The sequence below is a fragment of the Azospirillum sp. A26 genome (assembly GCF_042604635.1).
Taxonomy (GTDB): Bacteria; Pseudomonadota; Alphaproteobacteria; order Azospirillales; family Azospirillaceae; genus Azospirillum; species Azospirillum palustre.
On record NZ_CP170474.1, the window covers coordinates 1,152,609 to 1,165,126 of the forward strand.

General features: G+C 67.9%; 9 protein-coding genes. 2 read left to right on the forward strand and 7 right to left on the reverse strand.

Annotation, left to right across the window (positions count from 1 at the left end; all coding sequences use genetic code 11):
* Positions 1 to 236 precede the first annotated feature (236 nt).
* Together ABNQ39_RS28765 and ABNQ39_RS28770 are read left to right on the forward strand one after the other, a co-directional pair.
* The gene (locus ABNQ39_RS28765) at positions 237 to 1,247 is read left to right on the forward strand and encodes a response regulator (RefSeq protein ID WP_376965059.1); all 1,011 of its coding nucleotides are present in this window, start codon (positions 237 to 239) and stop codon (positions 1,245 to 1,247) included.
* Between the two features lie 147 nt (positions 1,248 to 1,394).
* Positions 1,395 to 2,570 carry a helix-turn-helix domain-containing protein gene (locus tag ABNQ39_RS28770; protein WP_376964977.1) on the forward strand — a complete coding sequence of 392 codons (1,176 nt, stop codon included), beginning with the start codon at positions 1,395 to 1,397 and terminating at the stop codon, positions 2,568 to 2,570.
* A 77-nt stretch (positions 2,571 to 2,647) separates the two neighbouring features.
* Here the strand turns inward: ABNQ39_RS28770 and ABNQ39_RS28775 are convergent, their stop codons facing one another.
* The 7 genes from ABNQ39_RS28775 to tssK are packed head-to-tail and all read right to left on the reverse strand — an operon-like array spanning position 2,648 to position 12,494.
* Positions 2,648 to 3,601 (reverse strand): hypothetical protein, encoded by a 954-nt coding sequence (locus tag ABNQ39_RS28775; RefSeq protein ID WP_376964979.1) that lies wholly within the window; start codon positions 3,599 to 3,601, stop codon positions 2,648 to 2,650.
* 24 nt (positions 3,602 to 3,625) lie between these two features.
* Positions 3,626 to 4,210 (reverse strand): TIGR00645 family protein, encoded by a 585-nt coding sequence (locus ABNQ39_RS28780; RefSeq protein WP_376964981.1) that lies wholly within the window; start codon positions 4,208 to 4,210, stop codon positions 3,626 to 3,628.
* The gene (locus tag ABNQ39_RS28785; protein WP_376964983.1) at positions 4,207 to 4,800 is read right to left on the reverse strand and encodes a type VI secretion system tube protein Hcp; all 594 of its coding nucleotides are present in this window, start codon (positions 4,798 to 4,800) and stop codon (positions 4,207 to 4,209) included. Before ABNQ39_RS28785 ends, ABNQ39_RS28780 begins: the two co-directional genes overlap by 4 nt.
* 7 nt (positions 4,801 to 4,807) lie before the next feature.
* Positions 4,808 to 5,926, reverse strand: coding sequence for a type VI secretion system protein TssA (tssA, locus tag ABNQ39_RS28790; RefSeq protein ID WP_376964985.1), 1,119 nt, complete (start codon positions 5,924 to 5,926; stop codon positions 4,808 to 4,810).
* A 30-nt stretch (positions 5,927 to 5,956) separates the two neighbouring features.
* Positions 5,957 to 10,219: a type VI secretion protein IcmF/TssM N-terminal domain-containing protein gene (locus ABNQ39_RS28795; protein WP_376964987.1), complete on the reverse strand. Its 4,263-nt coding sequence runs from the start codon at positions 10,217 to 10,219 to the stop codon at positions 5,957 to 5,959.
* A gap of 15 nt (positions 10,220 to 10,234) precedes the next feature.
* Positions 10,235 to 11,134 (reverse strand): DotU family type IV/VI secretion system protein, encoded by a 900-nt coding sequence (locus tag ABNQ39_RS28800; RefSeq protein ID WP_376964989.1) that lies wholly within the window; start codon positions 11,132 to 11,134, stop codon positions 10,235 to 10,237.
* Between the two features lie 16 nt (positions 11,135 to 11,150).
* A complete protein-coding gene (tssK, locus tag ABNQ39_RS28805) occupies positions 11,151 to 12,494 on the reverse strand; it encodes a type VI secretion system baseplate subunit TssK (protein WP_376964991.1) in 1,344 nt (447 codons plus the stop codon).
* Positions 12,495 to 12,518: the final 24 nt, after the last annotated feature.

Consider the following 12,518-nt stretch of genomic DNA (forward strand, 5'->3'; position numbering starts at 1 on the left):
CGATAGCTTCGCTTCCTTCAAGAACAATCTAATATTTCTAAGCTGTAACATGACAATTGCGCGGTAATTGCGGCAACCCACCGAATAAGTCCGAGTCGTGTCACAGCATTGTTCCCGCTAATTCGGCACGTCTCGGAAGTTTACGCCCATTCGTGCTACATCACTTCTTTCCATGCCGGCGTCCGTTGTGGTACCTACTATGGGCATAGCTACATCGCAACCCAGAGGGTAGGATGATGCGGATCGAAATCGAGCGACCGTTGACGTGGCCGATCCGACCGGTAGAGACCAGCACGGAGCTTGTTGCGCCGGGTCCTTCCATATTGGTCGTCGGGCAAAACCTCCCTGCGGCCGACCGCGTGCGGGAGAGTTTCCTGCGCAACGGCCACCGCATCCAGGTGACCAGCGACATCGTCCAGGCGCTCGACACGCTGGAGGCCGACTCCTCCATCGGTGTCGTAGTGGTCCAGATGGTGATGCCGCATTTCGACGGGCTGGCGCTGGTCGAACGCATGCAGTCCTCCCTCGGCAGCCGTTCCGTCCAGTTCATCATCCTGGCGTCCGGCGCACAGGTCGGTGACGTGGTGCGGGCGATGCACCTCAAGGTGGCCGACTTCGTGGACGATCCGGAGGATTTCGGCCGGCTGCACGGCGCCCTGGTGCGGGCGCTGTCCGTGAGCCAGACCACGCGGGAAGCCCCGCCCCACGACGCAGCACTCGACGAGGCCTACCGGCACGGAATGGCGATGATTGCCGCCGTGAAGGCGCTGCGCGAGCGGCAGAATTCGGCGACCCCGCACGCCCTTGCAGGAACGGCGGCGCCGTCCGCGCCGGCGCTCAGCGTCGTCCCCATGACCAAGGCGAAGAAGCCCGTTCCGATCCGCCCCGAATCGGACCATGAGCGGTTGCGCGCGCTTCGCGCGCTCCAGCAGTGGCAGGCGTGCCGCGACAAATTCTTCCCGAAGGATCTGTTCGAGGATCCCTGCTGGGCCATGCTGCTGGATCTGATGACCAACCACCTTCTGGGCAAGCGGATCTCGGTATCGTCGCTGTGCATGGCGTCCGGCGTTGCCCAGACCACCGCCCTGCGCCGCATTTCCAACCTGAAGAGCTGCGGCCTGATCCGTCGGGTGGCGGACGATCAGGACGGCCGGCGGGTCTTCGTCGAGCTGACCGAAGAGGGGATCGCCGCCATGTCGCGCTACATCGCGCACATCCAGTCCATCAATCCGCCTTCTTCCAACTGACCGTCGGAAAACCGGCTACCGGAACGAATGGCTGGCCGGTCCGCAAACCGCACCATTGAGGACTGTTTGGGCATCGACAACCGCGATGCAAACCCGCGACACTCGGGAAGGCCGGACAATCTTGAAGCGCGTGGCCGCGGGGGCTGAATGAGCGATCGGAAATTCAAGGAGTTGATCGTGCTGTCCTCGGCCGATCAGGCCGGCGATCTCGGCCGCAAGCTCCCCGACCAGGCCCCAAGCTCCCGCGAAGAGACGGACCGCCAGAAGATGGCCGAGCGCCTGCGGGCGCAGGGCTGGAGCTATCGGCGGATTTCCGAGGAGTTGCAGGTCTCCTACATCCTGGTGGCGCGCTGGCTCGGTGACGGCCCGGCGCAGCAGGCGGCCCGGGTCGCCTCTGTTTCAAAATCAAAATCCACCCCGGCGGAAACGCCCGCACCGGCCCCCAAGGGGAAGGCCGCCAAGGCCGCCGCCCGGGCCGCCGCCGCTGCTGCGGACGGCGACAGCGATGTCCTCGCCCTTCAGTTCCAGGCGTTCGAGCAGTATGTGCGCGAGGTCATCGCCACGCTCGACGAGCGTCACGAGACGATGATCGACCGCCAGGACGAACTGATCCGCGCCCTCGACGAGGAGCGCGCGAAGGCGCGTGCCCGCGAAGAGGAATTGCTGGAGGCGCTCGAGGCCGAGCGTGCGCGCTGGTCCGAGGCGGAGGAGCGCTTCCGCGCCGAACTGGAGCAATTCAAAGAAGAAATGCGGGCTTCCGGCGGGTCGTCGACCACCGATGACGACGAAGCCGCGTCTGACGAGAGCCCGTTCAGCTTCGGCGATGACGACGAAGAGGGGGGGGCCTCCGATCCCTTCAGCTTCGGCGACGACGAAAGCGGAAAAGACCCGTTCAGCTTCGGCGACGATGACGATACTGAAACGGCCTCCGAGGATCCGTTCGGTTCCGCCAGCGACACGGAGACGGAAAGCGGCAAGGATCCCTTCAGCTTCGACGAGGAAGAGAAGGAAGAGGAGCCCGGCGACGAGGATCCCTTCGGTTCCGACGATCCGTTCGCTGCCTTCGGCACCGAGGAGGATTCGTCCGAAACGGAGCAAAGCACAGCCGGGGCTGCGGACGATCCGGAGAACGGGACGGCTGAGGCTGAGACGGCTGAGGACGAGGACCCGTTCAAGGCCTTCGAGGACGAAACCGACGACACCCCGACGGTCAGCGCCGACGCCTTCTCCTTCGACGAGGAGCCCGAAGCCAAGGAACCCGAGCCGGAGCCGGAGCCCGAACCGCCCAAGAAGCGCAAGGGACTGCTGTTCTGGCGGCGTTGATGCTGGAGGCATCGATGACGGGAGGCCCGCCCCATTGCGGCCTCCCCGTCCGCCGCCCGCTTTGAGCGGCGGGAACCTTACCCCACCGTGATCCAGGCGCAGAGAAGCACGTAGGCGATCGGGAAGACGACGACCGAGATGCGGTCGAGCCTGACGGCCTTCGCCGCGTCCCGCTCGTAGATCATCAGCGACACCGAACTCTGCAACAGGCTGAGGAAGATCAGCCCCATCGACGCCATGTTGATCTTGTCGGACAGCGTAAAGCCCGTGCTGTGCGGAAGTTCACCGGCGACGATGAAGTAGCTGGCCACCACCGCGAACAGCGCACCGATGCCGAGACCGAAGCGGGGGTCGAGGTCGATCGGCTTGACCAGGAAGGCCAGGAAGGCGACCAGGCACGAGATGAAGATCGTCGAGAAGGTCTTGAAATAATAGATCGTATTCGGCCTGTCGATCTGCACCTCCTGCACGAAGCGCGAGAAGCGCGACTCGTGCGCCTTCGGCAGGGAAATGTCGCCGTAGTTGGTGCGGTACGTTTTCTCCATGATGCCGGCCGAGGTCTTCGTCACGTTGTAGCCGGCAATGTCGATGTCGGGATTGACCTCGGTGTTCTCGGTGTCGGCGACATAGACCAGATTTTCGACGGTGCGGTCGTTGTCCTCGATCTCGATGCGGATCGACTGCTTGTCCAGCGGGAAACGGCTGATGTCCCACGCCTGGTTGAGCACGGCATGGATCCGGGCCGAGATGTAGTTCTGGTCCTTGATCTTGCGCAACGGTGTCGGCTCCTTCGAGCTGATGGTGCCGTTCATCACCTCGAAGGAGTCGAGCGGATTGATGTCGTCGGCATCCCAGCGGAACCAGACATAGAAATCAACGGTCACCTGCTTTTCCTTCAGGTTCAGTCCGGTGATCTGGTTGATGTAAGTCCCCACGACAACCTTCTGCGGCTCGGCACGCGCTTCGTCAGCCACCATGACGAACAGACCCGTGAACAGCAGAAGCGCGAACGCCAGCAGACTCCTAAACATCGCAAGTCCCCCTTTCCGGCCCGATCAATGCTCGAGCGCGTGGCTCTTCTTCACCATGTAATCCATCAAGGCGAGCAGCAGACCTGAGACCACGAAGGTGCAGTGGATGGCCACCAGCCACATCAGGTCGCGGTCGGACACCGTCCCGACATGCATGAAGGTCTTCAGCACCTGGATCGACGAGATCGCCACGATGGAGGCGATCAGCTTCACCTTCAGGGCGCTGAAATCGAGCTTCCCCATCCATTCCGGACGGTCCGAATGGCCGGCCACGTCGATCTTGGACACGAAGTTCTCGTAGCCGCTGAAGATCACCATCAGCACGAGGTTGCCAACCATGGTCAGGTCGACCAGCGCCAGGACGACCAGGATGACCTCGGACTCGTTGCCGCCGGCCAGCTTCGGGAAGGCGTGAATGAACTCGACCGCGAAGCACCAGCCGATCATGCCGAGTGCGCCAACGAGGCCGAGGTAAAGCGGCGCCAGCAGCCAGCGGCTCTGGAACATCGCCTGTTCGAGCAGATGTTCGACCTGCTTGGCCGGTCCGCGGGGGGCCTGGATGGGGGTGCCGGCCGGGAGTTCCGCCGGAATGATATGAGCGTGTGTCATTCTTTCTTTGCCACCTTGATTTCAGCCGGAACGTTCTGCGGCTGGCCGTTCTTGTAATGGACGTAAGTCATGTTGAGTTTGGTGAAGGACAGCGAGATCGACTCGTCGCCGCTGTTGTCGCCGCTGCCATTGGCGGAGACGGTGTAGGACGTGACGTGGACATCGGTCAGCACGATGGTCATGAACTTGTCGAAGCTGATCTTGCCGCCGTCGATGTCCGACTGGCTGGCTGAGACCTGCGTGTCCATCGGCCGCAGGAAGTAGATCGTGGCCTCGGCACCCGGCACCGGGTCGGCGAACGCCGCCTTCAGCAGCAGCGGCGAGGCCATGTCGATGGATTTGCTGAGGTCGATGCTGTCGATGCCGACGGTGCGCCGCTTCGCCTGCGGCTTCACATTGCTGTAATTGTCATGCATCGCCGCGATGCCGTAGACGTCGTAGTCGTCGTCCTCGACCGCCGAGCCGTATTCCAGGGATCCGGCGTCGTTCGACCCGGTCTTCATGTCGAACTTCGAGCAGAAGATCAGGTTGCTGTAGCCCTGGAGCAGCGAGTCGCCGGCAATGCCGGGATATTTGAGAAGAATGCGCATCGCGGGGTCACTCGTCCTTCAGGCGCAGCACGGAGAACATCCGCCCGACCTCGCCGCGGTCGCCGAGCAGGTCTGCATAGAGTTCCGGCAAAGAGAGCTGGCCCCAGGAGGCCGCGCGACGGACCAGATAGGAGGTCGGGCTGTGCGGCTCCTCCTTTTCCAGATAGTCGGCGATCTGCCGGAGCATCCCGTAGGCCTCCTCCCGGTTTCGCGGCCCGCCGGTCCAGCCGGCGCCGGCCGGACGGGCCGCAGCATCGGGGGCCGCGTCGGCATCGCCGGTCGCCGCGTCTTCGGGTGCTGCCACGGGTGCCACCGGTTCGAGAGCGACACCGCGTTTGCGCAAGACATCCTCCTGGAACCGGCACAGCTCCTCGACCGTGCGCTTGAATCGGGAAAGGGCGGGAGCGTTGCGGCCGGCGAGCCGGTCCAGCACCGCGCCCAGCGCATGCGCCGCCGCATCGGCCGCCTTCAGGCTTTCACGCTGGGCGACGTAAAACTCCGAGGGCGTCTTCTCGACATCCTTGACAATGCGCTCCACCGGCACCTCGCCATCGGCGATGGCGGCCTTGTAGGCGCGGGCATCGCGGCCGGCCAGCTTGCGCAGGCGCTGGGCATTCTGCCAGTCCTGCAGCCGGAGTCCCGACTTGGCGCCCTGTTCCGGCAGCGCGATGGGCATCGCCAGCAGATCGCGGGCCAGCCGTTCGTCGAGCCACGACAGGGGCGCGAAGCGCGCCTCCATGTCGCCGTCCTCGTCGATGCGCGGGTAGAGACCCTCCCAGAATGTTTCGGCAAGGCCGGCGAGCATCGACAGGCCCGGCGCGATGGCGGACGGCCCATGCTGCTGCACCAGCGCCTGCACCAGCCAGACGGCGATCTGGAGATCCTTCGAGCGGGTCGCCAGCAGATCGGTGGCGCCGGCCGCGACGCCCTTCCAGTCGGCCCGCTTGACGTCGTCGGTCTGCCAGATCCCCTTGTCGGTGTCGTCGTCCATGCGCCGGGCCTCGGCCAGCGCGTCGAACTCGGGCTCGTAGCGGATGTCCTCGCCGGCCGGGAGATCTCCCGGGATCGGCGTGAGAATCCGTTCGACGTCGATGAGAGGGCGTTCGGCGGTCTGCGTGTCGGTCATGGCGTTGACTGGGATCCGTTCGTTGACACGTCAGTAGACGCGCTGGTTGGCCGGCCGCAGCAGCGGCGGCACGCCCGGCGGCGCCTGGAGGTCGAAGAAGGCGCGGTCCGTCGGGTTGACCGGCTGACCGCCGAAGCCGGCCGAGGGGAAGCCCGTCAGCCCCGCCGGGGGTGTCCCTGAAGAACTCGGCGGGAAGCCCGGCGGGAAGGCCGGTGGGTAGCCCGGCCGCGGCATGGCGCCGGCCGACGCCAGCAGCGGCGCCGACGACGGAAGCTCGGGCAGCGCCACCTTCTCGTCGCGCGGCGGCTTGCCATCGGTCACGACGGTCCGCTTGGCGCCCAGCGCCATGAAGACACGCGTGTCCGGCCGCTTCGCCTCGGGCACGGCGGGCAGACCCGGCGTGCCGGGACGCAGGCTCGGGCTGAGGGAGACCGGCGCATCGCGTCCGGCCTTGTCCTCGACCTCCCTGCCCTCGCCGTCCCTGGTGGCCGACACCGGCTTGGTCTGCGCCTCGAACAGGAGGACCGTATCGGCGTTGGAAGGCCGGTCGCGCTGCGCGGCATTGTGCTGGCGGACCAGCGCGAACAGCGCCCACGGCCCCTCATAGGCGAAGGTCAGGGTGGCTTCATCCACGCTGGACGACGCGCCGACGCCGCTGACCGGCACCAGCCTGCCGTCCTTGGCCCAGCGCAGCGAGACAGCGACGCGGTCGCCGGGGTACCAGCGCAAGGGCGAGCGCGCACCGATGTTGGCGATGGTGCCCGCCGGGGTGGACAGCTTCCACTCGATGATGTTGGTGCCGCCGGCCTCGCGGCCACGGTTGACGCGGAAGGTCGGGTCGAGCAACAGTCCGCCGGACTGGTCGGTGACGGTGGCGGCCGTCAGCGCCGGCTTCGCCAGCGCCATCGTTTCCATGAAACGCAGGGCGTCGTGGCCGGCGGTGCCGAGGCGGGTCGAGCGGCGCAGCCCCTCGATCACATAGCCCTGGCGGGCGTCAAAGGCGTCATAGAAGGCCCGCACCATGGCGACGTCAGCCTGGTTCTCTCCGACCGGGCCGAACGGGAAGCGGCCGGCCAGCGAGACGTTGAAGGCGGTCGCAATCTCGGCATAGCCCAGATAGACACGCTGGTCGACCATCAGGCGGCAGCGGTCGGCGATGGACTGTTTCAGCTCGTTCAGGCGGCTGGCGAAGAAATCGCCGGCCTGCGGGTCGAGCTGCGCCTTATCCCAACAGTTGGCGGCGTCGATGGCGGCCACGTCGGTGGTGACGAACTTCTCCAGGGCGGCCAGCGTGCTGTTCGGACGGCCGCCCTCATAACGGTCGAACTCGGCGACGATGCGCGACCATTTGGCAGAGAGGCCGGAGGTCGCGCCACCGCCCATGACGGGCTTCTCCAGGATTTCGACCACCGGCGCCGCGACCTCGCGGGTCAGCGCCATCACCTCCTGCCGCGCATTACCGAGATAGAGGGCCAGCGCCGTCGGGCTCTGCTGGCCGAACAGCTGGGCTGGAACCAGCGGACCGTCGATCCAGCCGTTCAGCGACCGCGCATCGGGACGGTAGAGCTGGTCTTCCTCCAGCATGCGGTCGGCCTGGGCGAGCACGGCGTTGGCCTGCCGCGCGACGATGTCGCGGATGGCGTCGGCCGGCGTGGCGAGGCCGATCTGGCGGAAGCTCTGCATCGTCTCGGCCAGCACCGGGAAGGCGAGGCGCAGCGAGCGCGCCGACTCCCGAAGCTGCGTCAGCCCGCCGGCACGGTCGATGGTCCCGCCGGCCGGCGTGCCGGACAGGGCGCGGGCAAGAACCTGTTCGACACCGCGGCGGAGCTGGTGCTGTGCCGCGGCGCGCATCGAGGCGCGCAGGATCTGCGGGGCCTGCGGCACCTCCTTGGCGTCGAACAGCAGGTAATCTTCCAGCAGCGGCGGGATGGTCTCCAATGCCGCACGGTCCCAGCCGGCGCGGTTGGTCGGAGCCGCCGCGGAAGCCGCCATGGTGCCCGACGCCTCGCCGGAACGCATGAAGCGGCGCGCCGACCAGACGGTGAGGGTCTGGCGGAGGCTTTCGGCCGTGGGCGACAGACGTGGGGCGCCGTTCGGCCCCTGGACCAGCAGCCGGCCGATCACCGAATCCAGCGACTTTCCGCCCGACCCGGCCTCGTCATAGCGGCGCTGGGCCAGCTCCATGATGTCGGCGCGCAAGCCGGGACCGAACAGCTCCGACTTTTCCAGGCGGGTGAGAAGGGTGTCGAACTCGGGCGGAAGCACCGGACCGTCGGTGCCGATCCAGGCGCCGCGCTCCATGTTCAGGCCGCGCGCCGCCTCGTCCAGGCTTCCCAGCACCTCGGCATAGGAGGTCGCGGCATCGGCACCGGTGCGGGCTCCGCCGGCGAGCAGTTCAAGCTCGTTGGCGGCGACCGACAGACGGGCCACGGCGAGGCCGCTCATGGCGAGTTCGCGCAGATAGGCGTCGGCGAACTGGCGGAAGCGGCGCGTCACGTCGCCGCGATAGGCGGACAGGTCGATCGGCCGCTGTACGCCGGGTCCGGGGGCCGGGATCGCACCGCCCGACGGCGGCACGTCGACGCCCCAGCCATGCAGCCTTGCGGAGAAGCCGCGTGCCCCGGCGGAACCCAGCGAGAATTCCAACGCCTCGTCGAGCGGCATGTTGGCGTCACGGGAGTCGACGGTGTTGTAGGCCCTGGCCAGACCTTCGGCGATGCCCACCTCGGCGGCGAAGGCGCGCAGGCGGTCGAACTCGCCGGCACCGATCTGGACGCGAAGCGGGTCGCGGGCCAGCCGGCGCAGCCGGTCCTCAGCGACATCGCGCATCGTCGCCAGCGTCAGCCGGCGATAGCCGACCGCCAGCGCCCGGGCCACCTCGTCGGGCACGCCGCTGATCCAGGCGGCCGGCAGCGGGTTGAAGGGCGGATCCTGCGGCAGGGTCGCCATGCCCTGGACGAACCGCGCGGCGGCATCGGCATAGGTCGGCGGCAGCGGCGCGCCGGCCTGATTGGCGGCGCGCTGGTCGGAAAGCTGCTGGAGGTTCGCCGGGATGTCCGACAGGATCGGCACCAGTTGGTCCGACAGCGTGTTCACCCGGTGCACGCCCATCCACAGCAGCAGGATCGCGACGGCGGAGGCGACGGCGGTGCCGACCGGCCAGGCATGGCGGCGCAGGGTTCGCGTCGCGGCGAAGGCGCGGGTCGGCTTGGGCAGCCCAGCTTCGGGGAAGATCTTGCGGTTCAGCAGGTCGCGGCCGAAGACGGCCGGCATGTCCGGCGCCGTCCGGCCGACGAAATACAGGCCGCGGACATACAGGGTTTCCTGATAGGCGGTGCGCTTGAAGGCGGTGCCGAGCATGGCGCGCAGCGCCGCCTCCGTCCCGGTCAGCCGGTCGGTCAGCGCCACGATCTGCGCCCCATCCTCCCGTGCTGTCGCGCCGAAGACTTCAAGCTGGAGGGCCAGCATGCCGGCGGCGACGGACTGGAGCGCCTCGCCGACGACATCGGGGGTGAACACCGTCTCCAGCGCGTAGGGCGACGACCAGCCGAGCATGCCGTCGCGCAACGGCTCGGGCAGCGCATCGGCCAGCAGCGGGAAGCCGGGAATGGCGTCGCAGCCGGTGACCACCACATAGACCGGCAGCGCAAGCCCGAGCGTGCGCTGGATCTCCCACAGGCGGGCGTAAAGCTCGGTGCCGCGCGCCGCGGCACGGCGGACGTCCTCAAGCTCCTCCAGCGGGATGGTCAGGATCACGCCGTCGGCCGGCATCATGACGCGGTGGCGGGCGAGCTGGTCGAGCACGCCCTTCCACGCCACCCGCGCGTCGTCGATGTCGATCACCACCGCCCGGTCGTAGAAGCGCCAGTGGAAGCCGAAGGGCCGGTCCTTGGACTCGACCGGCGGTCGCACCTCCTCGGCACAGGTCAGCAGGCCGCCGTCGTCGCCGGGAACCACGCCGGTGCGCAGGTACCACGGCACCAGATAGACGTTGCGCGACAGGGTTTCGCGATAGGCGGCGAGACCCTCGCGGAACAGCCGGCGGAGGTCGCGTCCGCCGACGATGGGCAGCGCCGCGGGCACGCCCGGCGTACCGGGTGCCGCGGCGGGATCGGCGCTCTCAGGCGCCGGCAGGGCCTTGACTTCGGGCGGCGGCTCGGCCGGCCGGCGGCCGGCGCGCAGCAGGATCACCGCCATGACGGCGATGATGACGAGGACGACCAGCAGAAGCGCTGCGAAGAACCACAGCTGGTTCTGCGCGATGCCCGTCAGGACGGTGCCGAGAATATCCATGGTCCCTCTCCCGGCTCAGCGTGTCACGCGGACGGACGCCTGCATCACCGCGTCCGCCGCACTCGACAGGTTCGCGGTCGTCACCCACCACATCGCCTGACCGACGACCAGCCATGCCCCGGCCAGGGCGGCCAGCACGACCGGCCAGCGGACGCCGCGTGCCAGCGTGCGCATCTGCCCATCAGTCATGGTGTGGGCGTAGGCGGACGGGATCAGCGTGCGCCCGGCCGGCAGCAGGCCGGGGGCAAGCTCGGACTCGCGTCCGGCGATGAATTCGAAAAGGCGGGCGGACAAGCTGCGCAGCTGTACGGCGCCGCCGGGCTCGCGGTAGCGGCCCTTGAAGCCCAACCCCAGCAGCAGCACGTACACGGCGGCGAGCTGCGACAGCCGGCGGTCGTTGCTGGCCAGCAACGCCTCCATGCGGTCGAAGACGCGCTCGCCGGCAAGCCGGGTGCGGAACAGCGCCTGCTCCAGCAGGGCGGAACGCCAGACCTCCCGCCCGTTCCACTCCACGTCGTGGATGAACAGGTCGTCGGCCAGCGCCGCCATGGCGTATTGCGCCTCGCGGTACTGGCTGATCATCAGCTCGGTGCCGGTGCGCGCGACCTGCGCCGCCTGGGTTTCCAGAAAGTCCTGGAGGCGGCGGATGACGATCTCCGCATCGGGTTCGAGGGACAGCGCCGGCATCGCCGCACTCATCCCAGGCCGGGTGGTGAAGCCGGCCGGCGCATGCATGGCCGACAGGGCGAGCACATCCTCGTTCAGGAAGGCCGGCAGGCTTTCGGCGGCCTCCGCACCAGAACCGGAACCGGCAGCAGCGGCAGCCGGACGGCCGGCGCGGATCGACGCGCGGTGCTGCTGGATCTCGCGGGCGAAGGCGAGGAAGTGATCGACCAGATCCCGGCGGTGAAGCATCGTGCCAATCCTCAGCTCAAGCCGTGACGAACAGCGTGATCTCGGCGGGCCGGAAGCGGCTGCCGATGCTGTCGGGGTTCCAGATTTCCAGCCGCTCGCCGGGGACGATGTAGCGGGGGTCCACCACCACCTCGAACGGCACGACGCCGCGCGGTGCGGCGACGCCGGATTCGCCGCTGTCGTCCAGCGCGATGCGGTCGGCGCCCTTCACCCGCAGGCCGGAAAGCGTCTCCAGCTTGGAATGGGAGGCGACGATGCAGTTCTCCATCCAGGCCGCGACCTCGCCCACAGTCGCGGCGGCCGGGCCGCGCACGCCGATGACCAGACGGCCCTTCAGCCAGGCCTCCTCCATCACCAGACCGAACATCCCGGCCTCGAAGGTGAAGGGGATGCGGGCGACGCCTTCCTTGACGCGGTCGATCATGCGCAGGATGAAGTCGCGCACCTCGCCATAGGCCGACATCGGGTCGTCATGGTCGTAGCGCGACAGCTTGGCCGGCACCGCGCCGTTGGCGAAGGCCGAGAGATGGCCGGCCAGCGTGCACAGCGAGAGATAGACGTCGAAGGGATGGCAGACGCCGACGGCAAGCTGCGCCTCCAGCGGCGGCAGTCCGGTGACGAGGCTGCGGATTTCCGTGCGGGCGGCGTCGGCCAGTTCGGTGGCGGCGTTGCCGGTGCCGACGCCGGAGCGTTCGGCCAGGAACAGCGCCTTCTCGCGCACGCGCCGCACGATCTCGCCGCCCAGGCGGCCGAGCGCCGAGTTGGCGGTCACCGACAGCGTCGGCGGCACGAAGTCGGTCAGCACGAAGGCGTCGTTGCGGAAGGACGCCTGGGCCACCGGCATCGACACGAACTTCTGCGGCGGCTTCTGGTTGGGGCCGGTGGTGGCGAACAGTCCCAGGCGCGGGCGCAGGCGGGCGATGGCCACCTCCTCGCCGCCATTGAGGTCGGGAACCGGGCGCCCCTCCACCGAGAGGAAGCGGGAGATCTCGCCGGGACCGGGCGCCCGGTCCGCCAGCGCCTGCGGGATGACCAGATGGATGGTGATCTGCGTCTGGCCGACCGGGTCGGCATAGGCGGAGATGTCCACCTCCAGCGGCTCGGTGCTGTCGCCGCCATGATGGACGATCAGCCCGTCGGGCATGATCGCCTCCAGCTCGCGGATGCGCACCAGACCGGACACCAGATTGACGCGGTCCACCTGGAAATGCACGACGCCCCAGTGGAAGGGACGGGCATGGCCGGCGTGGTAGGTCAGCAGCCGTTCGTTGCGCAGGGCCTGCTGCTGGAAATGCTGCGGGGCCAGCAGCATGCCGTCGTGCCAGGCGATGGCCTCGGGAATGTCGCGTGCCTCGGTCATGCCGGCCTCCGGTGAATGGCGGAA

Excerpts from the sequence above, each read along its gene's own strand:
- tssA (WP_376964985.1), bottom strand. The coding sequence starts at position 5,926 with ATGACCGACACGCAGACCGCCGAACGCCCTCTCATCGACGTCGAACGG.
- ABNQ39_RS28770 (WP_376964977.1), top strand. The coding sequence starts at position 1,395 with ATGAGCGATCGGAAATTCAAGGAGTTGATCGTGCTGTCCTCGGCCGAT.
- ABNQ39_RS28785 (WP_376964983.1), bottom strand. The coding sequence starts at position 4,800 with ATGCGCATTCTTCTCAAATATCCCGGCATTGCCGGCGACTCGCTGCTC.
- ABNQ39_RS28800 (WP_376964989.1), bottom strand. The coding sequence starts at position 11,134 with ATGCTTCACCGCCGGGATCTGGTCGATCACTTCCTCGCCTTCGCCCGC.
- ABNQ39_RS28795 (WP_376964987.1), bottom strand. The coding sequence starts at position 10,219 with ATGGATATTCTCGGCACCGTCCTGACGGGCATCGCGCAGAACCAGCTG.
- tssK (WP_376964991.1), bottom strand. The coding sequence starts at position 12,494 with ATGACCGAGGCACGCGACATTCCCGAGGCCATCGCCTGGCACGACGGC.
- ABNQ39_RS28765 (WP_376965059.1), top strand. The coding sequence starts at position 237 with ATGCGGATCGAAATCGAGCGACCGTTGACGTGGCCGATCCGACCGGTA.
- ABNQ39_RS28780 (WP_376964981.1), bottom strand. The coding sequence starts at position 4,210 with ATGACACACGCTCATATCATTCCGGCGGAACTCCCGGCCGGCACCCCC.
- ABNQ39_RS28775 (WP_376964979.1), bottom strand. The coding sequence starts at position 3,601 with ATGTTTAGGAGTCTGCTGGCGTTCGCGCTTCTGCTGTTCACGGGTCTG.